Below are 23731 nucleotides of genomic sequence, written 5' to 3' on the forward strand. Positions count from 1 at the left end.
AGAGAAAACATGGGTAAAAGACAGGATATCCACAAAGTAATGATTATCGGTTCCGGTCCGATTATTATCGGTCAGGCCTGCGAATTCGATTATTCCGGCACACAGGCCTGCAAGGCACTGAAAAAACTGGGGTACGAGATTGTTCTCGTCAATTCCAATCCGGCAACGATTATGACCGATCCGGGAACTGCAGATGTAACGTATATTGAGCCGTTAAATGTGGAGCGGCTGACTCAGATCATTGAAAAAGAAAGACCAGATGCCTTATTGCCGAATCTCGGTGGACAGTCCGGTCTTAATCTTTGCTCTGAATTAGCCAAGGCGGGCGTTCTGGACAAATACGATGTCAAGGTTATCGGCGTGCAGGTGGATGCCATTGAGCGTGGTGAGGACCGGATCGAGTTCAAGCGCACCATGGACAGCCTGGGAATTGAGATGGCACGCAGCGAAGTGGCCTATACTGTAGACGAGGCAGTCGCTATCGCAGATAAGCTTGGCTACCCGGTTGTTCTCCGTCCGGCTTACACCATGGGCGGAGCAGGTGGCGGTCTTGTATACAATGTAGAAGAATTAAAGACCGTCGTGGCCAGAGGTCTGCAGGCCAGCTTGGTGGGACAGGTTCTGGTAGAAGAGTCCATTCTCGGCTGGGAGGAGTTGGAGCTGGAGGTAGTCCGCGACAGCAAAAATAACATCATCACCGTATGCTTTATTGAAAATATCGACCCGCTGGGCGTACACACCGGTGATTCCTTCTGTTCCGCGCCCATGCTGACCATTCCCGAAAATGTGCAGAAGCGCCTTCAGGAGAAGTCCTATAAGATCGTAGAGGCCATCCAGGTTATCGGAGGCACTAATGTACAGTGGGCCCATGATCCGAAGACAGACCGGGATATCGTCATCGAGATCAATCCCCGTACTTCCCGTTCCTCCGCATTGGCTTCCAAGGCAACCGGCTTTCCCATTGCGCTGGTTTCCGCTATGCTGGCGTCCGGCCTGACACTGGACGAGATCCCCTGTGGAAAATACGGCACACTGGATCGCTATGTTCCGGACGGAGATTATATCGTAATTAAGTTCGCACGCTGGGCTTTTGAAAAGTTCAAGGGCGTAGAGGATAAGCTGGGTACGCAGATGCGCGCCGTTGGCGAGGTTATGAGTATCGGTAAAAATTATAAGGAAGCCTTCCAGAAAGCCATCCGCAGTCTGGAGATTGGCCGTTACGGTCTTGGATTCGCGAAGGATTTCCATGAAAAATCCAAGGAAGAGCTGCTGCACATGCTGCATACTGCTACCAGCGAACGCCAGTTCATTATGTATGAGGCTATCCGGAAGGGCGCAACCAATGCAGAGCTCTTTGAGTTGACGAAAATCAAAGATTATTTCCTGAATCAGATGCGGGAATTGGTTGAGGAGGAAGAGAAGCTCTTAACTTATAAGGGACAGGTACCGCCCGCGGAGATCCTGACACAGGCTAAAAAGGACGGCTTCGCAGATCGTTATTTAAGCCAGCTTCTGGAGGTTCCGGAAGCAGATATCCGCAACGCGCGAACAGCCATCGGCGTAACAGAAAGCTGGGAGGGTGTTCATGTAAGCGGAACCAAGGACAGCGCTTACTATTATTCCACCTACAATGCGCCGGATAAGAACCCGGTCAGCACAGATAAGCAGAAAATCATGATTCTGGGCGGAGGTCCCAACCGAATCGGTCAGGGTATCGAATTTGACTATTGCTGTGTACACGCGGCAATTGCCTTAAAGAAGCTTGGTTTCGAGACAATCATTGTAAACTGCAATCCGGAAACCGTATCTACCGATTACGATACCTCCGATAAGCTGTATTTTGAGCCGCTGACTCTGGAGGACGTCTTAAGTATCCATGAGAAGGAGAAGCCGGTGGGCGTTATTGCCCAGTTTGGCGGACAGACGCCGCTGAATCTGGCAGCAGATCTGGAAAAGAATGGCGTCCGGATTCTGGGAACCAGCCCGGAGATCATCGACCTGGCAGAGGATCGGGATCAGTTCCGCTCCATCATGGAGAAGCTGAATATCCCCATGCCGGAGGCAGGTATGGCTGTTGATGTGGAGGAAGCTCTGGAAATTGCCGAGCGCATCGGTTATCCGGTCATGGTGCGTCCTTCCTATGTACTGGGCGGCCGCGGTATGGAGGTTGTCCATGAGCCGGAGAGCCTGAAGGAATATATGCGTGCAGCAGTAGGTGTGACGCCGGATCGTCCGATTCTGATTGACCGTTTCCTGCATCACGCAATGGAGTGCGAGGCAGATGCCATCTGTGACGGAACCCACGCTTTTGTACCGGCTGTCATGGAGCATATTGAGCTGGCCGGCGTTCATTCCGGAGATTCCGCCTGCATCCTGCCTTCTCTGAATATATCAGAGGAGAATGTAAAGACGATTAAGGAATATACAAAGAAGATTGCGGAAGAGATGCATGTCTGCGGTCTGATGAATATGCAGTATGCCATCGAGGACGGTAAGGTATTTGTACTGGAGGCCAATCCGAGAGCGTCCAGAACGGTGCCGCTGGTATCCAAGGTCTGCAACATTCAGATGGTACAGCTGGCTACCCAGGTTATTACAGAGGAGCTGACCGGTATTCCTTCCCCGGTACCCGGTCTTAAGGAGAGTAAATTCCATCATTATGGCGTGAAGGAGGCGGTATTCCCCTTCAATATGTTCCAAGAGGTAGACCCGATTCTTGGACCGGAGATGCGTTCTACCGGCGAGGTACTGGGACTGGCATCCAACTTCGGAGAAGCCTTCTACAAGGCGCAGGAAGCGACACAGACGCCGCTGCCCCTGTCCGGAACGGTCCTGATCAGTGTCAGTGACCGTGATAAGGAAGAGCTTCTTCAGGTAGCAAAAGGCTTCCATCAGGATGGTTTCCATATTATGGCAACCGGAAAAACCTACGATATGATTACAGAAGATGGTATTCCGGCTGAGAAAATCAAGAAGCTGAGCGAGGGTCGTCCGAATATTCTGGACGCTATTGCCAATAAGAAGATTGATTTGATTGTGAATACGCCCTCCGGAAGCGAGAGCCGTTTTGATGACAGCTATGTCCGCAAGGCAGCTATTAAGGGCAAGATCCCCTATATGACCACAATGGCGGCAGCCATCGCTACTGCGGAGGGAATCCGTCAGGTAAATGCCAAGGGTGGTAAGCTTGATGTGAAGTCCCTGCAGGAGTTTCACGCAGAGATTGAGTAAAAGAGGATAAATTCTTTAACAGAAAAATCGCCCGAGCCGACAGGCCCGGGCGATTTTTGGTGTCAGGAACGGTTCAGCTTCCGCACATACTCTGCATCCTCAAAGGGCTTATAAAGTCCATCCAGCACCGCCCGGAACATCCGTTCCTTGGCTCCCGGATTCTCATGACAGATTTGCCGTACCAGCTCCTTGGCATATTCTCGGCGGGTATATCCATCCGCTGGACAGGGACTCTTACAGACAGGAAGATTGTATTTATTCTTAAATCCAATCACATCTGCCTCATCCACCAGCATCAGCGGCCGAATCACCGTCAGATCCATCCGATCCAGGTAGGTCACCGGATCAAAAGAATGAAAGCGCCCTTCATATAGAAGAGAGAGCATCATGGTTTCCACCACATCATCTTTATGATGAGCATAAGCAATTTTATTACATCCCAGCTCCTTAACCGCCTCGTTGAGGGCTCCTTTGCGCATCTTGGCACAGAGGGCGCAGGGATTGCTTTCCTTCCGAACATGGAACACCACGTCATAGATCTCGGTTTTTACAATCGTATACCGCACGCCCAGTTCATCACAGAGCGCCTGGATCGGGCTCAGATCAAAATCCGGGAACCCCAGATCCACTGTGATTGCCTCAATTTCAAATTTTTTTTGATAAAAGCGCTGAAGTCCATGCAATGCATAGAGCAGGGTCAGGCTGTCCTTTCCGCCGGAGATGCCGATGGCAATGCGATCTCCGTCCTCAATCATATGGTAGGTATCCACGGCCTTGCGGACATGGCTTAAAAGCTGCTGTAACTTCATTTTAAAGAGTCCTTTCTTATGTAAATCATTTTCTAAAATAATTCCCTACTTAGTTTATCAGAAAAAGATAAAAAAAGCTATTGACAATTTCAAAAACCGGGTATATACTACTAAACAGATAGGAAATATAAGAAAATAAAACCGAACTTGAGGAGATTGAAAGGAGAACAACACTATGGCAAACATTTATAAGGGAACATTAGGACTCATCGGCAACACACCTCTGGTAGAGGTTACAAATGTAGAAAAAGAGCTGGGACTGGAAGCAACCGTACTGGTAAAGCTTGAGTACTTCAATCCGGCCGGAAGCGTAAAAGACCGTATCGCAAAAGCAATGATTGAGGACGCAGAGGCAAAGGGAGCACTGAAAGAGGGCTCCGTAATCATTGAGCCGACCTCCGGAAATACAGGCATCGGCCTGGCAGCCATCGCAGCGGCCAAAGGATACCGCATCATCCTGACCATGCCGGAGACCATGAGTGTAGAACGTAGAAATATCCTGAAAGCATATGGCGCAGAGCTGGTTCTGACCGAGGGCGCCAAGGGTATGAAGGGAGCCATCGCCAAGGCGGAAGAGCTGGCAAAGGAAATCCCGAACAGCTTTATCCCGGGACAGTTCGTAAATCCGGCAAACCCGGCAGCACATAAAGCAACTACAGGCCCGGAGATTTGGAAGGATACAGACGGAGCAGTCGACATCTTCGTGGCAGGCGTCGGCACCGGCGGAACTCTGACCGGAACAGGAGAGTACCTGAAGTCCCAGAAGCCGGATGTAAAGGTTGTAGCCGTAGAGCCCGCAGGCAGCCCGGTTCTTTCCGAAGGCAAGAGCGGTCCCCATAAGATTCAGGGAATCGGCGCAGGTTTTGTACCGGATGTACTGAATACCAAGATTTACGATGAAATCCTTCCCATTGAAAATGATGATGCCTTTGCTACTGCAAAGCTTCTGGCAAAAAAGGAAGGCGTTCTGGTAGGAATCTCCTCCGGCGCGGCTCTGTACGCAGCTATTCAGCTTGCAAAGCGCCCGGAAAACAAGGGCAAAACCATCGTGGCACTGCTTCCGGATACCGGAGACAGATATTACTCCACACCGCTTTTCACAGAATAAAAAATGTTATTCTGCAGCATGAACAAAATAAATCTATAAAGAGAGGGCAAAACCAATGAGTAAAATTACAAGAGATCAGAGAAAATTTAAATTTGAAACACTTCAGCTTCACGTAGGTCAGGAGCAGCCGGATCCGGTAACAGATGCGAGAGCCGTTCCGATTTATCAGACATCGTCCTATGTATTCCGTAACTGCGACCACGCGGCTGCACGTTTCGGCCTGGCAGACGCAGGCAATATCTATGGACGTCTGACCAACCCCACTGAGGACGTGTTCGAGAAGAGAATCGCAGCTCTGGAAGGCGGTGTGGCAGCTCTGGCTGTAGCATCCGGCGCAGCAGCTATCACCTACACCATTGAGAACCTGGCACAGAGCGGAGACCATATCGTATCCGCAAAGAATATTTACGGCGGAAGCTTCAATCTTCTGGAGCATACACTTCCCCAGTATGGCGTAAACACAACATTCGTTGACATTTTCAACTATGATGAGGTAGAGGCAGCTATCCAGGACAACACCAAGGCACTTTATATTGAGACTCTGGGAAATCCGAACTCTGACGTGGTAGATATTGAGAGACTGGCACAGATTGCCCATGCGCATAAAATCCCGCTGGTTGTAGATAATACCTTTGCGACCCCGTATCTGGTTCGCCCCATTGAGTATGGCGCAGATATTGTAGTACATTCCGCTACCAAGTTCATCGGCGGACATGGAACCACCATCGGCGGCGTTATCGTAGACAGCGGTAAGTTCGACTGGGAGGCATCCGGAAAGTTTCCGTCACTTACTGAGCCGAACCCCAGCTACCATGGTATTAGCTTCACCAAGGCAGTCGGCGCAGCAGCATTCGTAACTAAAATTCGTGCCATCCTTCTGCGTGACACCGGAGCAACCATTTCCCCGTTCCATGCATTCTTCTTCCTGCAGGGACTGGAGACACTGTCTCTTCGTGTAGAGCGCCATGTAGAGAATGCCCTGAAGGTAGTGGAGTATCTGAACAATCATCCACAGGTAGAGAAGGTTCATCATCCGTCTGTATCCGATGATCCAGAGCAGAAAGCACTGTACGCAAAGTACTTCCCCAACGGCGGCGGCTCTATCTTCACCTTCGAAATCAAAGGCGACGCTCAGAAGGCAAAGGACTTCATCGACAATCTGGAGCTGTTCTCCCTGCTTGCAAATGTAGCTGACGTGAAGTCTCTGGTTATTCATCCGGCAACCACTACACACAGCCAGTGCACAGAGGAAGAGCTTCTGGATCAGGGTATTAAGCCGAACACCATCCGTCTTTCCATCGGAACTGAAAACATCGACGATATTATTCAGGACCTGGACGAGGCATTCAAGGCAGTACAGTAAAAGACTGAGTACAGGGGCGGATCATGAATCTGCCCCTTATTATTTTTGTGAGGAGGACTTACTTATGCAGCTTTCGAAAAAGAGCCGCTACGGACTGCGGGCATTGATTGATCTGGCTTCAGCTCCGGAGAATCAGTATGTTTCCCTGAGTAACATTGCAGAACGCGGAGAAATCCCGGCGCAGTTTCTGGAGCAGGTGTTTGCTTCATTCCGCCGCGCAGGGCTTGTGAAGGCCTTAAAAGGCCCTCAGGGAGGCTATCAGCTTGCCCGGAATCCCAAATACATCACAGCAGCAGAGGTGCTGGAGATTCTGGAGGGCTCTTATCGGATAGCGGACGAAGATGTGTCTCCGGAGAGTCGATGTTACGCTGTCTCAGAGACCATACAGGATATGTTGATTGGCCCGGTGAATCAGGCCATGGAAACGATTCTGGGAAAGCTTACCCTGGCTGATTTGCAGCGAAGCTATCAGGAACGGGCGACTCAGAGTGAAGATATGTATTATATCTGATTCTGATTCTCATAAGACATTTGACAGAGAAAGTCATCCATAAGGGTGGCTTTCTTTTTTTTGCTCTATAGGAAATACTGTGTCGCATTAAAGTTCGAAAGCTATGATTTCTATAGAGCAAAAAGCCCCTCCGGGGGATCGCACTGCGACGGAATGGAATCATGTCGCTAATGCGACCCGCCGCAGGCGGAGAATCCTGCGTTGCAGGATTCTATTTTTATTCTGTAAATTGGTTTTACCAATCCTAAAAACGAACAAATTTTCCGAACATATGTATTGACAAACAGGCGTTCTGATATTATAATACAAACATAAAGAACGATTGTTCGGAAAAGATGTTCGCTTTATCATTGTTTTCACCGTTTGCTTGCATGTCTGGAGAGCATGTGGGAAAGGTAGAGGGAGGGCACACCTTATGCACGGAAGAAAAAGCAGTTATAGCAGGAGAGCAGTATACAGAAGAAAAAATATGGTCGTTTTGATTTCCAGCCTTTGTATCGCCATTACATTAGCGATTCTGTTCGGAAGTTTTTTGTCAAAGGCAGAGACAAAGGCTTCGGAAGTCACTTATTACAAGTATTATACGAACGTGGAGGTACAGTCCGGCGACACGCTATGGAGCCTGGCAGAGGTTTATATGGACGAGAATTATGCCTCCCGAGACGAGTATATCCGGGAAGTAAAACAGGTGAATCATCTGAGCAAGGGAGACACCATCGTTTCCGGAGAATACCTGATACTTCCGTATTACTCCACAGAATACAAGTAAAGCAGATCAGTGATACTCTCACTGAGTTTTACATAGATAGACGAAGGAAGAAAGTCCGGAAGCTACAAAAGCTTATCTGATGAAGATGCATCTGAGGAATGCCTTAAGAAACGGGAACAGAAAAAAAGAATTAGAGTACAAAAGAGAACCTGATATCTGGCAGAGAGTAAACTGTCGGATATCAGGTTTTGTTTTGATAATAGGTGTATGGAGAAAGATCTATGCGACAAATCCTTGTTTTTCACATAGATCTATGCAAAAAAGGGAACAGAACGGGTATCCGAACGTTTTCTATAGTATCTTATAAATACACGCAAATAAAAACATCTGCTATCAGTATGTGTCCCAACCTCTCTCATTCACTCCTCCGGGAAGCTGCAGGTGAACCCGGATAAAGCAAAATTGAAATTTCAGAACAACACTGATGCAGATGTCGAAGCTGCCGGATAGATTGTTTGGGTTGGTTTATAATGTAAGCGAATTGTTGGGTAACAGTATGCTCGCTTTCGAGGGATTTGGTGAGTAAGCATTTGTGTTGTCTGATGTAACAGGCCGAATGCCGTCACGACCTGTCAGACCAGAGAAAAAATGCATGTTCAAGATTTCTATCCTCCCGGCTGCCTGTACGGTTCCACATCGAGCGCATTCCATAAACAAAAAATGCCTGCTTCCAAAAGCAGACACTCCAAAAAAGTCTAACGCAAATACTTTTTTGATAGGAACTGAACTTTCATCGGAAGTCTCTCCTCAAGTATTAAGCAGGTTTCCTGACTTACAGATCAATATATGCCTCTTTCCTTCTCATACGGTAACGTACAATGGATTCATTAAGAGGATACTCCCTGAATACAGTGACCGGATCGCTCAGGATTCACACCTGATTCCCTTTTCTCATCTGGCTGAGGGGCCATCTGAGCACTTAATACCCTATATGGAATTGTACATTCCTTATTATAGCAGTATGTACAGAAAAGTCAATTCTTTTCTGGAAGTTTTACATAAAAAATGATAAAATAGAACCACAGAAAGGACGGGCATGCACAATGAAATATAAAAACTATCACGAACAGAAGGATGCGGAGAATATTCAGCGGCTGCGGGAGGTGCTTACTACCCTGCCCTCTTTTGTCAGTGATTATTTTCGGGCGACAGAAATGAGTACATCGACTACGACCCGTATTTCTTATGCCTACGATATCCGCATATTTTTCCGATTTCTGGTGGAACGGAATCCTTTATATCAGAATTATAAAACCTCGGATTTTACTTATGAGGATCTGGAAAAGCTTCAGGCGGTAGATATCGAGGAATACAAGGAATATCTGAAACTCTATCAAAAAGAAGAACATTATGGCGAAGTGGATATTACCAACGGGGAACGCGGCATGAAACGAAAAATGTCGGCGCTTCGCAGTCTTTTCACCTATCTGTACCGCTATGAACTGATCAAGAACAATCCCGTCGTTCTGGTAGACATGCCCAAGCTCCACGACAAAGCTATCATCCGCCTGGAACCGGACGAGACGGCCCGGCTTCTGGATTTTATAGAGCATGGCGGGGACGATCTGACCGGACAGAAAAAGATCTATTATGAAAAAACCAAAGAACGGGATCTTGCCATTGTCACGCTCCTTTTGGGAACGGGAATCCGTGTATCGGAATGTGTAGGACTGGATATCACAGATATTGATTTCAACAGCAATGGGATACGGGTTATTCGAAAAGGTGGTTCAGAAATGATTGTTTATTTTGGAGACGAAGTGGAACAGGCCCTGAAAAATTATATCAATGGAAGCCGGAAGCTGATAAATCCCCAGGAAGGTCATGAAAACGCTCTCTTCTATTCTACCCAACGCCGTCGTATCGGTGTGGGCGCAGTGGAAAATCTGGTAAAAAAGTATTCCAGACAGGTGACGCCATTGAAGAAAATCACCCCCCACAAGCTTCGGAGTACCTACGGTACAACACTGTATCAGGAAACCGGCGATATTTATCTGGTGGCGGACGTGTTGGGGCATAAGGATGTCAATACCACAAGGAAGCATTACGCAGCCCAGGATGAGGCCAGACGGCGCAGCGCGGCTAATGTGGTAAAGCTTCGGAAAGAATAAAAAATACCGTTAGAATTTGTGAAAGACAACAAAGAACCCGCAGTTCTCAATCAAACTGAAAACTGCGGGTTCTATTATTTGAAGTTCTTTACTGGAGCACCAGTTCATCCCATACATCGTCTGCCACGAAGCCGATGTAAGTCTTTCCGGTATTGATAGTAATCTCGTCGCCATTCTCATCATAGTAGATGGTGCGGTTGGTGTCGGATGTTTTGGTCCAGCTGATGGCGACAGCCTTGCCATTGGTAATATAGTAGCCTTCCTGGCCGCTTGCCAGACAGTTCCATACCATGTAACCATGCTCATCCAGCTGGCTGTAGGACATCTTCTGCAGGATGACATTCTTAAATGCCAGCTGCTTGTTGTTATTGCCCGGATCCAGATGCTTGGAGCCATACTCGGAGTACAGATAAGTGCCGCTCTCAGCGTCATAATCCAGCTGGGAACCATTGTGCTTGAAGGGCAGGTCAACCAGCGTACAGTCGGTGCCGTCGGTCAGCTCTACCGGCTTGCTCTCGGACGCAAACTGGAAATGAGCCTCTGTGGGAGCATATTCGTTGTAATTGCGGTCGATCTTGGAATTGTTCTTGAAATTCTTTGCCATATCGCCGGTCAGGATATACTCGGTGAACTCACGGGGCTTTCCATTTTTTACACGGGAAAAGGTTCCGCTGAAATGATCCACATAGGGATTATTCAGGAATGTATTGATATAGAAGGGGCCTCCGTCATGACATACGATGGCATTCCACTCCGGCGCAATCATCAGGTTGGTAGGACGTACGCTTCGAACGCTTCCCAGCTGTTTGATACTGTCATAATCCTTTACCAGAACCATGAAGCGGGTAATATGATCATTCAGGGTACTGTTCATCATCTCATAGATGATATCAGCCTGGGTCAGACCGTAATGGGGAAGGGCCGTCTTTTCATTGTCAACCATGACAGCGATGGGACGCTGATCCTTCAGATCTTCGCTGATCCACTCATTAGTCAGTTCGCTGTGATACATACCTTCGGGTGCTACTTCTTCCTCTTCGGCCTCTTCTTCGGTGTCTTCCGTGTTTTCTGTGTCATCTGCTACCACTTCTTCCTCTGTGGAAAAAGCGTTATCTGATGCAGCCTCTTCGTCGCCCTTGCCACAGCCGGTGACGCCCAAAAGACCTACAAGAGATAAGGTCAGCAGAATCAAGCCAAAACGTTTTTTCATCTGCATAGTTTCCTTCCTGTGTAGAATTTAATAATCCGTTACATATTATATCATGTTCTGTAACAGGTTACCAGTAAAAATGAAAAAGGATCTTAAAATTTACATAACAATTTGAAATAATTCTCAAATAGAAACTGAAAAAATCAGAACAAATTTTCTAAACATTTGTTTGCATCATAAAACATCCTGTGTTATACTGAATACAAATATGAGACTACTATATATCGGGAGGAATGAGCTTATGGCTTACGGAAAGATTTCAAAAAAGCAGTCAGAAATTCTTGAATATATTAAATCACAGATCATTAACAAGGGATATCCACCTTCAGTCCGGGATATCTGCGAAGCGGTGAATCTGAAGTCCACCTCTTCTGTCCATTCTCATCTGGAAACCCTGGAGAAGAACGGTTATATCCGTAGAGACCCCACCAAGCCCCGCGCCATCGAGATCATCGATGATAACTTTAACCTGGTTCGCCGGGAAATGGTGAATGTGCCCATTGTAGGAAAGGTGGCTGCCGGAGAGCCGATCCTGGCTGTGGAGAATGTGGAGTCCTATTTCCCGGTTCCCACGGAGTTTATGCCCAATGAACAGTGCTTCATGCTGAAGGTACAGGGGGAGTCTATGATCAATGCCGGTATCTTCGATGGAGATACCATCATCGTGGAACAGTGTCAGACCGCCTGCAACGGCGATATGGTGGTGGCTCTGGTGGAGGATTCTGCCACGGTGAAGACCTTCTATCGGGAGGCAGATCATATCCGTCTTCAGCCGGAGAATGATACCATGGATCCGATTATCGTACCGGACTGCCAGATTCTGGGCCGGGTATTCGGAGTATTCCGGTTCTTCCGCTAGACACTACAAATGAGAACCCCTGTGGGACAGGTCGATTAAGGGATGTCCTACAGGGGTTCTTTATTTACGCGAGCAAAATTCGCGAAGCGTATTTTATCTCGTTTGTAACTGTACGGCAGTTTTACCGCTCTTTGAGATTCAGAAATCCGAAAGGCTCTGCCGGATCCTCATGAAGAAAGTGCATCATCATATAGGCACATACCAGAGATACATTCTCTTCTTTTAAGATACGTCGGATCTCCGTCCGATCGGCCAGAACGACTTCGATTTCTTCTCCGTCCTCCAGGCCGTCCTTGGAAAGTTTTCCGTTCGCGGTTCCGTACACAGCTGCGCAGGACTCGTCGGTCATGCCGATGGTGGTAAAGAAGGGACGACTGTACATCTCGTCCACCTCCAGTGGATGGAAAGCAAGGCCGGTCTCCTCTTTCAACTCCCGGATGCCTGCCTGATGATAGTCTTCACCTTCGTCCACCAGTCCGGCGGGAAACTCGTAGATATAGTCTCCGATACTGAAACGATACTGACGGATCAGAACCACACGGTCCCGCTTCTCACCGTATAGGGCGTAAATGATAACGCCATCGGGCTTATTGACGTGGGTATTCAGCTTCAGCTCTGCTACGTCCCTGGCCCGGGAGGCCACATGGTACAGACCCTGATGGCCGTTTTTATTCAGAGTTTCCAGATCATACATATTCAGATAATGATTCTGAGTGGTTTTTATTACCTTTTCCACTTTGCTCATTTGCTTAAGCCTCCAGATCCTCCGCGGAGATGACGGAGCCGTCCCTCCAGATACGCTCCAGATCGTAGAACAGGCGGTTTTCTTCATCAAATACATGGATGATGATATCGCCATAGTCCAGCAGAATCCAGTTGGCGGTATTGTAGCCCTCGATCTGTTTCGGGGTATAGCCTGCCTTGTGTAGCTCTTCCTGGACATTGTCTACCATGGCCTGCACCTGATTTTTATTGGAGCCGCTGGCGATGAGAAAATAATCAGCCAGAACTGAGATTTTCGAAATATCTATGATACGGATATCGTGGGCTTTCTTTTCTTCCATGGCCTGAAAAGCCAGCCGTGCCATTTCCTTGGAAGGTGTCTGTGTCATAAAGTCAGTCTCCTATTCCGGCAGAATGTCTGCCTGATTCTGATGTGCCTTATAATATTCATAGGCTTTTATGGTCATTTCATCTACCTCGCCGGTCCCCTCATCCAGATAGGAAAGGGTGTCGGAAAGGATTTTATAAAGGGCTGCATCCAGATCCAGAAAGGCCAGTTTACGGACTTCTGTAAGGTTCGGCGCCTTATTCCTGCGGGGTTCGATATAATCGGCGATGTATACGATCTTGTCCAGCAGCGACATGTCCGGTTTTCCGGTGGTGTGATACAAAATGGCGCTTAAGATTTCTTCGTCCTGAACGTCGTATTCGTGGGAAGCCAGAAAAGACCCCAGCTTAGCATGGAGAAGAAAGGGGTTCCGATTTTCCACTTCCGTAACCGGAATCTGATATTTCTCGCAGAGCTTCAGCTTTTTCCCATTGGGAATGCATTTGGCGCAGTCATGAAGCAGACCGGCGATCTGAGCTTTCTGGATATCATATTCATAGCGCATGGCCAGGGCCGCAGCAGTATACATGACGCCCAGAGTATGCTGATAGCGTCCTTCGTCCATCTCCCGTTTTAGTTTTTTCTGGAATGCTTTCATATCATAGGTCTTCATAGGGTATTACTCCTCAGTGAGACGGTATAATCCATTTTCATGGATGTAGGTTTCTACGGAATCCGGTACATAGTAGCGGATGGACTTTCCGTTCTGTACCCGTTCCCGGATCATATTGGAGGAAATGTCAATATTCGGTGTCTCCAAGGGATAAATCTGTGCCTGATAGCGCCGAGACAGCTCCTGAATTCGCTGCCGGAGCTGCTCTGTCTCCATGTGATCCCGTGTGGCTGCCAGAATCCGGCATGCGTCGCAAATTCTCTGGGGCTCTTTCCAGGTATCGAAGTGAATCAGAGAGTCGGCGCCCAGGATAAAATAGTAATCCGTATCCGGATGCTCCCGGTTCAGGTACTCCAGTGTCTCATAGGTATAGTGATAATCCTGGGGTGTCTTTTCAAAGTCAGATACACACAGATGGGGGTTGTCAGATACGGCCAGTTCGGCCATACGGGTCCTCATGGCCATGCTGACATTAACCTGGCCCGCCTTGTGGGGCGGGTTGCCATTGGGCATAATCAATACATAGTCCAGGGAAAAGGACTCGTAGGCCGCTTCGGCCAGAATCAGATGTCCGGTATGAATCGGATCGAAGGTTCCGCCTAAAATGCCGACCTTTTTTCGACTATGTTCCATGAAACTACCTGCCTTTCCCTGAATCCCTTCCTTGAATCGGACACGAAAAATGATTTATAACGGAAGTACAATCTTCTTTTTCTTGTACTTTTCATCTGTATTCTCACGATACAGTACGATCTTCTTACCGATGACCTGTACCACCTGGGAACGGGTACGGTCGGCGATGACCTCTGCGATCTCACGGGGATCGTCCGCGCAGTTCTGCAGAACGCTGAGTTTAATCAGCTCTCTGGCAGTCAGCGCTTCGTCCACAGCCTTGGTGAATTCCGGTGTGACAGAAGATTTGCCCACCTGGAAAATCGGGTCCATGGTCATGGCGAGGCTTTTTAAATAAGCACGCTGTTTACTTGTCATGGTTTCTCCTTTTGTTATATATTTAGTTCGCAGTGTAGCTCGGCGGGCTTCGCCCTATGTGTCCAAAAGTCAACCGTCTGCCTTATGTGCAAGCACAACGTCAGCCGGCTGACTTTCGTCCACGCACTGCTCATTGTCTAATGGAAGTAGTCAAACGCTAAACCGTACATTCGAACGGTATCTCCCTCCTGAATACCGGCTTCCTCAAGCTCTTTTAAGATACCCGTATTTTTCAGGAAGTTCTGGAAGAAAGCGAAGCCCTTCTCGGAATCCAGATTGGTGTAACCAAGCATTTTCTCGATACGCGGTCCTTCCACGATGAAGACACCCTCTTCCTCTTCGGATTTGGTGACGGTGTAGGGCAGGTTCTCGTATACCAGCTCTTCGCCCGGGAAGTACTCCTGCTCAAAGACGATGGCCTCCTGGGGCGCCTGGTCAAGCAGCTCCCGCACATAATAGAGAAGCTCCTTCAGACCCTTTCCTGCCACAGCAGAAATGGGGAATACTTTGATACCCTTGGGCTCAAACTCATCCTTCAGACGCTGAATGGGTTCCTCATTATCGCCCAGGGCGTCGATTTTATTGGCGGCAATGACCTGCGGACGAGCCGCAATTTCTTCATTGTAAGCCTCCAGCTCCTTATTGATGGCATAGATATCCGCTACCGGATCACGCCCTTCCGTGGAAGCTGCGTCCACGATATGAATCAGCACGCGGGTACGTTCGATATGGCGCAGGAACTCATGTCCCAGTCCCACGCCCTCGGAAGCGCCCTCAATCAGTCCCGGAATATCCGCGATGACGAAACCGGGAGCGCCATTCAGGTCCACTACGCCCAAATTGGGGTTCAGTGTGGTGAAATGGTAGTTGGCGATCTTCGGCTGCGCATTGGTCACACGGGATAAGAACGTGGATTTTCCCACATTCGGGAAGCCGACCAGTCCCACGTCCGCGATAACCTTCAGCTCCAAAAGAACTTCCAGTTCCTGAGCCGGGACGCCCGGCTGGGCATACTTGGGAACCTGCATGGTGGAGGTGGCAAAATGCATATTGCCTGCGCCGCCCCGGCCGCCCTGAAGGATCACCTGTCTGCGGTTCTCACCAGACATATCCGCGATGACCTTTCCACTTTCCGCTTCTCTGATAATCGTTCCTTCCGGAACCTTTAATATAATATCGCTGCCGTCTTTTCCGTGGCAGCGTCGTTTTCCGCCTTCTTCGCCGTCCTGTGCCTTAAACTTTCTTTTGTGACGGTACTCGTAGAGGGTATTCAGTCCCTCATCCACTTCAAAAATCACGTCTCCGCCCCGTCCGCCGTCTCCGCCGTCCGGGCCGCCATTGGGTACATACAGCTCCCGCCGGAAGCTGACATGTCCGTCTCCGCCCTTACCGGAGCGGATTAAAATCTTTGCTCTGTCTGCAAACATATAAAAATTCTCCGAAAATTAAAATGGTAAAAAAGGCTTCAAATCTTTCCGACTTGAAGCCTTTTACAACCAACTTATTCTGCTGCTACCGGAACGATAGAAACCTGCTTCTTATCTCTTCCCTTTCTCTCGAATCTTACGATTCCGTCGGTCAGAGCAAACAGTGTATCATCGCCACCGCGTCCTACGTTCACACCCGGGTGAATCTTGGTTCCGCGCTGTCTGTAAAGAATGTTTCCGGCCTTTACGAACTGTCCGTCGGCTCTCTTAGCTCCCAGTCTCTTGGACTCGGAATCTCTGCCGTTCTTTGTAGAACCTACTCCCTTTTTATGAGCGAATAACTGAAGGTTCATCTGTAACATGGTATTACACCTCCTTGAATACAATCCTGATATATGGTTTCCCATAACTTTTTTGAATGTCTGTCAGTCCAAGTACCATGGAATCCATCAACAATGCGGCTTTCTCGGATAAAGGCTCCGGGAAGGTGCAGGTCAGAGCCCCATCCTCCTGTTCGCCGGAAAACTCATCCTCGGTAAAGGCCTCGATAGAATTCAGCGTATTCAGTGAAAGAACACTGACTGCCGCGCAGATAATATCGGAACCCTCTTCCGCGTATCCGGCATGTCCATTGATATCGAACCCCAGATACTGTTCGGATTTCTTATATATGGTAACGGTTATCATGACAATTACTCAGCGTCTGCTGCAGCCTCAGCGTCAGCCTTCTTTGCACGCGGCTTTCTTACGGAGATCTTCTCGATCTTCACTTCCGTGTACTGCTGTCTGTGACCATTCTTCTTGTGATATCCAGATTTTCTCTTGTACTTGTAAACGATGACTTTCTTACCCTTACCATCACCGATTACAGATGCAGTTACAGTAGCTCCTGCTACAGTCGGTGTACCTACGGTCAGAGAATCTCCGCCAACTGCGAGAACCTGATCGAACTTATACTTCTCACCAGCTGCAACGCCAAGCTTCTCAACCTTGATCACGTCGCCTTCAGATACTTTGTACTGTTTACCACCTGTTGCAATAATTGCGTACATCCTGTGGCACCTCCTAATATAATTACTCGCCAATTTCGGTGACATGCCTTTCAGCAAAGCTGAAAATGCACATACTTATACCTCGTTGTGCGGCATCTTTTATATAATAGCAGGACATTTCCATGTTGTCAAGTGCTTTTTTATCATCCGTTCGTCATCCGTTCACCTGCTCTGCCAGCGTTTTCTGCACCTTTTTTCGTGTGATTTCCACCAGGCCAAGAGGCGTCATATCCACCAGCGTAGTCTTAATCGGATCCTGTTTTAATTCAGAGGCAAGCACGGCCATCAGTGCCCGTTTATCCTCTTCCCGTTCCATATCAATGAAATCCGCCACAATGATACCGGACAGATTTCGGAGCCGCAGCTGTCTCGCCAGTTCTCTGGCAGCTTCCAGGTTGATTTTCAGGAAGGTGTCGCTTCTTTTCTGTTTGCCCGTGTATTTGCCTGTATTCACATCCACGACGGTCAGGGCCTCCGTGGGCTGAATGATCAGATATCCGCCGGATTTCAGCCATACGCGCTCCTTTAAAGCCTCATCAAAGGCTTTGGACAGCCCATAGACGCTGTCCAGGGAGGGAGCAGCCTTCTCATAAAAGGAAAGCTTTGGTAAGTCTTCCGGCTGATGGGCGGTCAGATAAACGTTCAGTTCCCTGTGGATATCCGCGCAGTCAGTCACTATCTTTTCGAAACTGTCGGCGCGAAGTCCCCGCAGTCTGGTAGTATAGGCGGATGGTTCCCTGTATACAAGGGAAAAACAGGTCTGGTTCCGGCCGGTGTCTAGGGTGCGGCGGTAGTTTCCGGTAAGCTGTGTCAGTTCCTCCTTAAGCTCCTCTTCTGACACGCCTGCCGCGTTGGTGCGGACGATGAGACCGAAATCTTCACCGAGAAAGGGCTCCGTAATGGCACGCAGCCGTTCTTTTTCTTCCAATGAAAGCTTGGAAGACAGTCCCAGATGGCGTTTCCCGCTGGTAAGGACCAGATATTTCCCTGCAAAATTCAGATTGGCGCTGACTGTGGGGGCTTTGGTCTTGACCGCTTCCCGGCTCACCTGAACCAGAAGCTCATCCCCGGCCACCAGAGCCTTCTTTTTCTTCGGCACAGTGAAAATGGGTGTCTCATTGTCATTTAAGGCATAATAGCAGAGCTGCCCGTCCGCGATTTCAATAAAGGCCGCATTGATATTGGCAGCGATATTTTTCACCTTGCCCACATAGATATTTCCAAGAATGGAAGCGCCTCCCGCGGGCAGACAGGACAACTCGGCGGCATGTCCGTTTTCATAGAAAGCGTAGACGGCACGCTTCTGTCCCCTGAAATCCAGGCGGGATACCAGAAAGACACCGTCCCCCTGCTGCCCAGCCTGTGATGCAATGTGATTTGCAATGATTTCCGTCGGCTCCATCAGAATTCTTCTCCCAGATCTTCGAGACTTATCAGCTTCCGGGGTTCTCCCTCAGCCGCCAGATTCGCGTACAGCTCCTTCCGGTGAAGCTGAAGGGCAAATTCCGGAAGGGTAAAGCCGGCATAAGCCGCAAAAGCCTCCAATACCAGCTCCGGTTTTACATTCTCCGCGCTGCCGGCAGAAAGCTGCAGAAAAACAGAGTCCTCCTGACAACGAGACTCATAAATCAGGGGCTTCAAATCCAGCTCCCGCTCTCCCTTTTTCGTCTTTTTGGTGACCAGAATCTGTTCCTGTGCGCAGAACGCCGCCCATTTTTCCTCCAGGCCATTTCCAAAGACGCAGTCCGCAGGCAGGCTGTTTTCCCGGAAACGGACCTCGTAATCGGCAGCCGCCACCAGGGACATGGCGTTGGCGGATTTTTCCTCAGGGATCTTCCGGAAGGAAAGAACCTCCACGCCCTCGGCCATAACTCCGTTCAGACGCTTTACTGCCGATTCGGAGGACAGCTCATTTCCAATCTCAATGTCCAGGTACTCGCCGTCGCTGGTGAGGCCTACGCCTAAGGGAGAGGCGAAGGACATGATCATATGGGGGCTGAAGCCTGCGGAATAACAGATATCGATATCTGCCCGGCGCATGGCCTTCTGGAAATAGCGCATGATATCCAGATGGCCGATAAATTTCATGATACCGTATTTACGGAATTTAATGCGGATTTTCATGCGTTTTCACCTCCTGTAACCATCGCCGCTGTGGGACAGCAGCCTGCGTGATAGCTGCCTGCGCCGCAGCCCTGGCACTGCTGACGGCAGTTGGGCGTCACGGTCTCTTCGTGAGCGCGCTTCCACTCCCGCAGCAGGAATTTTTTGGTAACGCCGATGTCGATAAAGTCCCAGGGGAACAGTTCGTTTTCATCGCGATGACGTGTCGTGTAGAACGGAATATCCAGACCGGTCTCTTCAAAGGCCTGAAGCCACTTGTCGTTGTCGAAGCATTCGCTCCAGGAATCGAAGAGACAGCCCTTACGGTAGGCCGCAAGCAGGGAAGCTCCCACCCGCCGGTCGCCCCGGGCCAGGATTCCCTCCAGCACTGTTACGTCCGCCTCATGCCAGTTATATTTGATACTCTTTTTATTGAGCTGGGCCTTGATTTCGCTGTTGACGATATATGCCTTATCCAGAAATTCCTCCTTGGTACACATACGCGCCCACTGGAAGGGCGTAAAGGGCTTCGGTACAAAGAAGGAGGTGCTGACTGTAATCTGACATTTGCCATTCCGCTTATCCTTGGGAATTTCGTAGTACCGTTTTGCAATCTTTTCAGCCAGCCATGCGATAGCCTTCTCATCTTCTACCGTCTCCGTGGGCTGTCCCAGCATAAAGTAAAGCTTCACCTTCTGCCAGCCGCCCTCGAAGGCCTGTCCGGCTCCTTCCAGAATGATTTCCTCGGTCAGTCCCTTGTTGATCACGTCCCGGAGACGCTGGGAACCGGCCTCCGGCGCAAAAGTCAGGCTGCTCTTTCGGATATCCTGTACCTTGCTCATGACGTCCAGGGAAAAGGCGTCAATGCGAAGGGACGGCAGGGAAATGTTGACGCCTTTATTTCCAAAGGTATCGATGAGGAAATTTACCAGCTCCGGTAAATGACTGTAATCACTGGAACTTAAGGAGCTTAAGGAGATCTCCTCGTGTCCGGTATTTCGGAGCATTTCGGTTGCAGCCTCTGTAAGCATCTCCAGAGAGCGCTCCCGGATAGGACGGTACAGCATACCGGCCTGACAGAAGCGGCAGCCACGGATGCAGCCACGCTGGATTTCCAGCACTACACGATCCTGGGTGACCTTAATAAATGGAACCAGCGGCTTCTTCGGATAAAAGGTATGGGTCAGATCCGTAACCACCTGCTTTTGAACCTTTGCAGGCGCATGGGGATTGTTGGGCTCCATGGACGCAAGGGTTCCGTCCTCGTTATACGTCACATCATAGAACGCGGGCACATAGATCCCCGGAATCTCCGCCGCACGCTCCAGGAACTGTACACGGCTCTCTCCTGCTGCCCGGGAAGCCTTGTAGGCATCGAGCAGCGCAAAATAGGATGTCTCGCCCTCTCCGATATAAAACAGGTCGAAGAAGTCCGCCAGGGGCTCCGGGTTTGTGGCACAGGGGCCGCCTCCGATGACAATGGGGTCGTCCAAGGTACGGTCCTTTGCGTAAAGGGGGATCTGACTCAGATCCAGAATCTGCAGGACATTCGTGTATGCCATTTCGTACTGGAGAGTCATTCCGAGAAAATCCATTTCCCGGATAGGATCCTGGGATTCCAGAGCAAACAGGGGAATGTTCTGCTCCCGCATGATTTTATCCAGATCGGTCCAGGGGGAATAGACACGTTCACACCAGACGTCCTCCCGCTGATTGAACATATCGTACAGGATCTGGATGCCTAAGTGGGACATGCCGATCTCGTAGACGTCCGGGAAACACATGGCAAAACGGACGTCCACTGCGTTCCGGTCTTTCATTACCGCGTTGATCTCGTTTCCAAGATACCGGGCCGGTTTATCTATTTTTAATAAAATTTCATCTGATAGAGCTAACCTTTTCATAAATACCTCGCTTTTCTTTGTGCTATATGCACATATTTCCCCATGTTCCCACAGTTACACTCTTGTTTGGTGCAATGCCTGATAAACCTCCAATAGTAATATTGGATTTTTTTCCGGTAATGATATCGGAGTGGTAACCTGTTCCGCTATTATGTGATTCCCCCTAATTTATTTAATAAATCGTTTGATTATTTCAAATATAAAAAATATAATACACACTGGTACAAAATAAATAATCAGAAACCACAGCAATGGCGCACTATAAGGAGCACTCCATCCCGGGTTGGTAACCAGCCTTACAAATTGAATTAAACTATCAATTGCACCCCATATTAATAGAACACAACATATGATATACTGAATTTTTTTTATTTTATTACGTTTCATGAAATACCTATTTTTTTATTTTTTATAAATCTGTTAATTGTTTTATTTCTTACCGGATCAAATATCTCTTTTTTATGATCCGGTTTTCATTTTCCATAGGATATGCAGTCGCCGCATAAGTCATTTTGATATTAAGGAAGAATCACCCGATCCGGCACCAGATTCGGAATGCCCACATGCCAGAAGGCATACAGGGATAAGAGGCTGGTGCAGACGAGAATCGACCGCAGTACCCGATCCTCCCAGACGTGGTCGATCCGGGAAATCAGATAGGAGATAAATAAAAGGATCGGCAGCAGATACCGCCCCTGGGGCTGAAAGTCCACCAGCCAGGAGTTAGCCACAATCATCACATACTGCATGAGGCAGGTGCCGCTCACAGCCAGGGTCTCCCACCGGTAAATGGGCTTTTTCTGCTTCCAAAGCCGTTGCAGGACGCGTAAAAGCAGCAGGATATAGAGCACGCCCATGACAATATAGTACCAGTCAGCCTCGCCGAAGGCGTAGCTTCCAAAGAAGCCCGCGAAAGTGCGGAACAGGTTCTTATGGAAGTCAAACTTGGTCAGCAGATCCCACAGAGAAATGCCCTTTTCATAGAACCGCATGGAATAAGCCGCATCCGCCGCAGGGGTGGAATACTTATAGGCGTAATCCGCTTTCTGGTTCGTCACGTCAATGATGACCTGCATCTTGTTGAGACCATAGTAGGGGAAGTCCGTAATCAGATAACGGATGGCGAACAGTCCCAGGGTGAGTCCCACCAGAATCAGATACTTTTTCAATAAGGGTCCCCGGTTTTTCTTTTCCTGATAGAAAAGACGGATCAGGAGAATCAGAAACAGGAACATCAGTACCGTATAGAAGGTCATCTTCGCCCAGAAGATATGCAAAAACAGTACAGACAGCACGCCGTAATACAGCAGATGTTTTTTCCGGAAGGGCTCCCGCAGCAGCCGGTTCAGCATGCTATTCTCTTCTATCAGCTCATAGAGACACAGAAAACCCATGAAGAAGTCCAGGGCGTCCGAGGTGGAGTAGCTGAAGATGTACCAGACCTGGGGCGTCAGCAACAGAACAAAAAGCAGCGCATAATTACGTTTCATGTTCCGGATCACCAGTCCGGCCATAATGCAGAACAGAATCAGGCTGAAAAGACGGATCTGCACGGTGGGATCCGCAAAAAACTGTCCGATCTTTCCGGCGTAAAAGTAAAAGAGATTGAACTCAAAATGACGCGAAGTACCGTAGACGGGATAACTGTCGTTGATGATATCGCTGCGGATATCCGGCGGCATGAAATGGTGGAAATAATACAGCACCGCCGCTTTCACATCATATTCGTCCGGGTTCAGCCAGAAAGGACTTCGGAGCCCCGTATAGACGCACATCCACACCGCTCCAAGCACCGCCAGCAGAAAAATCAGGCAGCTGGCTTTCTGGAACGGCGTTCCACCCTTCGCATAGCCCAGAACCTTTTGAATCAGGAAACAAAGCAGCAGGATCAGCGCGCCGGAGAACAGGAAGCCCAGAAGCCGCACAGCCAGGGATGTATGGGCGTACAGGCTTCGGAAGGAATCCAGCGGAAGCAGCTGGGGATCCTCTCCCGTCACAGTGAAGGCAAAGTCTGCACCGTCTGTAAAGGCAGTCTGCTCATTGCCCGTAAAATAGTTTTTCAGTTCCCCACCGGAGATGGAAATGACCGGCAAACCGTTTTTACGGACGGTCAGCTTCTCGATGGTGAGTGCTCCGTCGTATGCCTGCTGTACCGGGTCAATCCGCTTCAGGGAACAATGGCTGCCGTACTGGAAGTCCAGCCAGGAGATCCGGGCCACGCCGCTGTTCACCACCCGGCTTCTGGCGTCCGAGGGAGAAATGTTGTTCCGGGGGCCCGCATAGACCGTGGTAATCACTTCCCCGGCGGGATCCTCAGCAAAGGTCAGGGTTACGGTGGTAAAAACCGGAGTGATCAGCATACAAACCAGCAGCCACACAATTGCCGCTGCCACAAAGAGTTTCTTTTTGTTCTGTTTTAAACGATTAAAATTCATGTTTTTCCTACTTTAAATCTGTTATTTAAATTCGTTATTTGAAAAAGTTCACTACAGCCTGAAGCACTCGCTGCTGAAGGCATAAGAAAGTGATTCAGGAGTGCAAAATCCCATCGGCGAAGCCG

General features: G+C 49.0%; 22 protein-coding genes and 1 riboswitch. Of the genes, 7 read left to right on the forward strand and 15 right to left on the reverse strand.

Features of this window, described 5'->3' with window-relative positions:
- Positions 1-9: 9 nt before the first annotated feature.
- Positions 10-3231, forward strand: a complete 3222-nt coding sequence (carB, locus tag H8S44_RS08460) for a carbamoyl-phosphate synthase large subunit (RefSeq protein WP_186872102.1) — start codon at positions 10-12, stop codon at positions 3229-3231.
- 62 nt (positions 3232-3293) lie between these two features.
- Here the strand turns inward: carB and H8S44_RS08465 are convergent, their stop codons facing one another.
- Positions 3294-4040, reverse strand: a complete 747-nt coding sequence (locus tag H8S44_RS08465) for a tRNA lysidine(34) synthetase (RefSeq protein WP_186872103.1) — start codon at positions 4038-4040, stop codon at positions 3294-3296.
- 175 nt (positions 4041-4215) lie between these two features.
- On the opposite strand from H8S44_RS08465, the gene cysK reads away from it, so the two are divergent.
- From cysK to H8S44_RS08490, 5 genes are all read left to right on the forward strand, one after another.
- On the forward strand, positions 4216-5148 hold the full coding sequence (cysK, locus tag H8S44_RS08470; RefSeq protein ID WP_158365124.1) for a cysteine synthase A: 933 nt from the start codon (positions 4216-4218) through the stop codon (positions 5146-5148).
- A 55-nt stretch (positions 5149-5203) separates the two neighbouring features.
- Entirely contained in the window at positions 5204-6511 is a 1308-nt protein-coding gene (locus H8S44_RS08475) for an O-acetylhomoserine aminocarboxypropyltransferase/cysteine synthase family protein (protein ID WP_186872104.1), read from the forward strand.
- A 64-nt stretch (positions 6512-6575) separates the two neighbouring features.
- Entirely contained in the window at positions 6576-7022 is a 447-nt protein-coding gene (locus H8S44_RS08480) for an RrF2 family transcriptional regulator (RefSeq protein ID WP_186872105.1), read from the forward strand.
- A gap of 415 nt (positions 7023-7437) precedes the next feature.
- Positions 7438-7791, forward strand: coding sequence for a cell division suppressor protein YneA (yneA, locus tag H8S44_RS08485; RefSeq protein ID WP_243167527.1), 354 nt, complete (start codon positions 7438-7440; stop codon positions 7789-7791).
- 740 nt (positions 7792-8531) lie between these two features.
- A riboswitch (cobalamin riboswitch) is annotated at positions 8532-8729 on the reverse strand.
- Positions 8730-8834: 105 nt separating this feature from the next.
- The gene (locus H8S44_RS08490) at positions 8835-9902 is read left to right on the forward strand and encodes a tyrosine-type recombinase/integrase (protein ID WP_186872106.1); all 1068 of its coding nucleotides are present in this window, start codon (positions 8835-8837) and stop codon (positions 9900-9902) included.
- Positions 9903-9990: 88 nt separating this feature from the next.
- On the opposite strand, the gene H8S44_RS08495 is transcribed toward H8S44_RS08490, so the two are convergent.
- Positions 9991-11112, reverse strand: coding sequence for a DUF3048 domain-containing protein (locus H8S44_RS08495; RefSeq protein ID WP_186872107.1), 1122 nt, complete (start codon positions 11110-11112; stop codon positions 9991-9993).
- A 241-nt stretch (positions 11113-11353) separates the two neighbouring features.
- Between H8S44_RS08495 and lexA the strand changes: the two genes are divergently transcribed.
- Positions 11354-11971: a transcriptional repressor LexA gene (gene lexA, locus H8S44_RS08500; RefSeq protein ID WP_186872108.1), complete on the forward strand. Its 618-nt coding sequence runs from the start codon at positions 11354-11356 to the stop codon at positions 11969-11971.
- A 121-nt stretch (positions 11972-12092) separates the two neighbouring features.
- Here the strand turns inward: lexA and H8S44_RS08505 are convergent, their stop codons facing one another.
- The 13 genes from H8S44_RS08505 to H8S44_RS08565 form a co-directional block, all read right to left on the reverse strand.
- Positions 12093-12716, reverse strand: coding sequence for an NUDIX hydrolase (locus H8S44_RS08505; RefSeq protein WP_186872109.1), 624 nt, complete (start codon positions 12714-12716; stop codon positions 12093-12095).
- A 4-nt stretch (positions 12717-12720) separates the two neighbouring features.
- Positions 12721-13083 (reverse strand): ribosome silencing factor, encoded by a 363-nt coding sequence (rsfS, locus tag H8S44_RS08510; RefSeq protein ID WP_186872110.1) that lies wholly within the window; start codon positions 13081-13083, stop codon positions 12721-12723.
- Between the two features lie 12 nt (positions 13084-13095).
- Complete coding sequence (gene yqeK, locus H8S44_RS08515; protein ID WP_186872111.1) at positions 13096-13695, reverse strand: bis(5'-nucleosyl)-tetraphosphatase (symmetrical) YqeK; 600 nt, start codon at positions 13693-13695, stop codon at positions 13096-13098.
- Between the two features lie 6 nt (positions 13696-13701).
- Positions 13702-14328, reverse strand: a complete 627-nt coding sequence (gene nadD, locus H8S44_RS08520; protein ID WP_186872112.1) for a nicotinate-nucleotide adenylyltransferase — start codon at positions 14326-14328, stop codon at positions 13702-13704.
- A gap of 54 nt (positions 14329-14382) precedes the next feature.
- Positions 14383-14685, reverse strand: coding sequence for a ribosome assembly RNA-binding protein YhbY (gene yhbY / locus H8S44_RS08525; RefSeq protein WP_186872113.1), 303 nt, complete (start codon positions 14683-14685; stop codon positions 14383-14385).
- A 137-nt stretch (positions 14686-14822) separates the two neighbouring features.
- Positions 14823-16112 (reverse strand): GTPase ObgE, encoded by a 1290-nt coding sequence (obgE, locus tag H8S44_RS08530; RefSeq protein WP_186872114.1) that lies wholly within the window; start codon positions 16110-16112, stop codon positions 14823-14825.
- A gap of 74 nt (positions 16113-16186) precedes the next feature.
- A complete protein-coding gene (gene rpmA / locus H8S44_RS08535; protein WP_087306297.1) occupies positions 16187-16474 on the reverse strand; it encodes a 50S ribosomal protein L27 in 288 nt (95 codons plus the stop codon).
- A 4-nt stretch (positions 16475-16478) separates the two neighbouring features.
- The gene (locus H8S44_RS08540) at positions 16479-16799 is read right to left on the reverse strand and encodes a ribosomal-processing cysteine protease Prp (protein WP_186872115.1); all 321 of its coding nucleotides are present in this window, start codon (positions 16797-16799) and stop codon (positions 16479-16481) included.
- Positions 16800-16804: 5 nt separating this feature from the next.
- Positions 16805-17164, reverse strand: a complete 360-nt coding sequence (gene rplU / locus H8S44_RS08545) for a 50S ribosomal protein L21 (protein ID WP_186872116.1) — start codon at positions 17162-17164, stop codon at positions 16805-16807.
- A 154-nt stretch (positions 17165-17318) separates the two neighbouring features.
- A complete protein-coding gene (locus tag H8S44_RS08550; protein ID WP_186872117.1) occupies positions 17319-18566 on the reverse strand; it encodes a ribonuclease E/G in 1248 nt (415 codons plus the stop codon).
- Positions 18566-19288: a TIGR03936 family radical SAM-associated protein gene (locus H8S44_RS08555; RefSeq protein ID WP_186872118.1), complete on the reverse strand. Its 723-nt coding sequence runs from the start codon at positions 19286-19288 to the stop codon at positions 18566-18568. The genes H8S44_RS08550 and H8S44_RS08555 overlap by 1 nt, the downstream gene beginning before the upstream one ends.
- Entirely contained in the window at positions 19285-21171 is a 1887-nt protein-coding gene (locus H8S44_RS08560; protein WP_186872119.1) for a TIGR03960 family B12-binding radical SAM protein, read from the reverse strand. Before H8S44_RS08560 ends, H8S44_RS08555 begins: the two co-directional genes overlap by 4 nt.
- A gap of 518 nt (positions 21172-21689) precedes the next feature.
- On the reverse strand, positions 21690-23606 hold the full coding sequence (locus H8S44_RS08565; RefSeq protein WP_186872120.1) for a DUF2142 domain-containing protein: 1917 nt from the start codon (positions 23604-23606) through the stop codon (positions 21690-21692).
- Positions 23607-23731: the final 125 nt, after the last annotated feature.

Source organism: Anaerosacchariphilus hominis (genome assembly GCF_014290175.1).
Lineage (GTDB): Bacteria > Bacillota > Clostridia > Lachnospirales > Lachnospiraceae > Laedolimicola > Laedolimicola hominis.

What these genes read in the sequence shown, in the direction of transcription:
- carB (WP_186872102.1), top strand. Translation starts at nt 10, where the DNA reads ATGGGTAAAAGACAGGATATCCACAAAGTAATGATTATCGGTTCCGGT.
- H8S44_RS08465 (WP_186872103.1), bottom strand. Translation starts at nt 4,040, where the DNA reads ATGAAGTTACAGCAGCTTTTAAGCCATGTCCGCAAGGCCGTGGATACC.
- cysK (WP_158365124.1), top strand. Translation starts at nt 4,216, where the DNA reads ATGGCAAACATTTATAAGGGAACATTAGGACTCATCGGCAACACACCT.
- H8S44_RS08475 (WP_186872104.1), top strand. Translation starts at nt 5,204, where the DNA reads ATGAGTAAAATTACAAGAGATCAGAGAAAATTTAAATTTGAAACACTT.
- H8S44_RS08480 (WP_186872105.1), top strand. Translation starts at nt 6,576, where the DNA reads ATGCAGCTTTCGAAAAAGAGCCGCTACGGACTGCGGGCATTGATTGAT.
- yneA (WP_243167527.1), top strand. Translation starts at nt 7,438, where the DNA reads ATGCACGGAAGAAAAAGCAGTTATAGCAGGAGAGCAGTATACAGAAGA.
- H8S44_RS08490 (WP_186872106.1), top strand. Translation starts at nt 8,835, where the DNA reads ATGAAATATAAAAACTATCACGAACAGAAGGATGCGGAGAATATTCAG.
- H8S44_RS08495 (WP_186872107.1), bottom strand. Translation starts at nt 11,112, where the DNA reads ATGAAAAAACGTTTTGGCTTGATTCTGCTGACCTTATCTCTTGTAGGT.
- lexA (WP_186872108.1), top strand. Translation starts at nt 11,354, where the DNA reads ATGGCTTACGGAAAGATTTCAAAAAAGCAGTCAGAAATTCTTGAATAT.
- H8S44_RS08505 (WP_186872109.1), bottom strand. Translation starts at nt 12,716, where the DNA reads ATGAGCAAAGTGGAAAAGGTAATAAAAACCACTCAGAATCATTATCTG.
- rsfS (WP_186872110.1), bottom strand. Translation starts at nt 13,083, where the DNA reads ATGACACAGACACCTTCCAAGGAAATGGCACGGCTGGCTTTTCAGGCC.
- yqeK (WP_186872111.1), bottom strand. Translation starts at nt 13,695, where the DNA reads ATGAAGACCTATGATATGAAAGCATTCCAGAAAAAACTAAAACGGGAG.
- nadD (WP_186872112.1), bottom strand. Translation starts at nt 14,328, where the DNA reads ATGGAACATAGTCGAAAAAAGGTCGGCATTTTAGGCGGAACCTTCGAT.
- yhbY (WP_186872113.1), bottom strand. Translation starts at nt 14,685, where the DNA reads ATGACAAGTAAACAGCGTGCTTATTTAAAAAGCCTCGCCATGACCATG.
- obgE (WP_186872114.1), bottom strand. Translation starts at nt 16,112, where the DNA reads ATGTTTGCAGACAGAGCAAAGATTTTAATCCGCTCCGGTAAGGGCGGA.
- rpmA (WP_087306297.1), bottom strand. Translation starts at nt 16,474, where the DNA reads ATGTTACAGATGAACCTTCAGTTATTCGCTCATAAAAAGGGAGTAGGT.
- H8S44_RS08540 (WP_186872115.1), bottom strand. Translation starts at nt 16,799, where the DNA reads ATGATAACCGTTACCATATATAAGAAATCCGAACAGTATCTGGGGTTC.
- rplU (WP_186872116.1), bottom strand. Translation starts at nt 17,164, where the DNA reads ATGTACGCAATTATTGCAACAGGTGGTAAACAGTACAAAGTATCTGAA.
- H8S44_RS08550 (WP_186872117.1), bottom strand. Translation starts at nt 18,566, where the DNA reads ATGGAGCCGACGGAAATCATTGCAAATCACATTGCATCACAGGCTGGG.
- H8S44_RS08555 (WP_186872118.1), bottom strand. Translation starts at nt 19,288, where the DNA reads ATGAAAATCCGCATTAAATTCCGTAAATACGGTATCATGAAATTTATC.
- H8S44_RS08560 (WP_186872119.1), bottom strand. Translation starts at nt 21,171, where the DNA reads ATGAAAAGGTTAGCTCTATCAGATGAAATTTTATTAAAAATAGATAAA.
- H8S44_RS08565 (WP_186872120.1), bottom strand. Translation starts at nt 23,606, where the DNA reads ATGAATTTTAATCGTTTAAAACAGAACAAAAAGAAACTCTTTGTGGCA.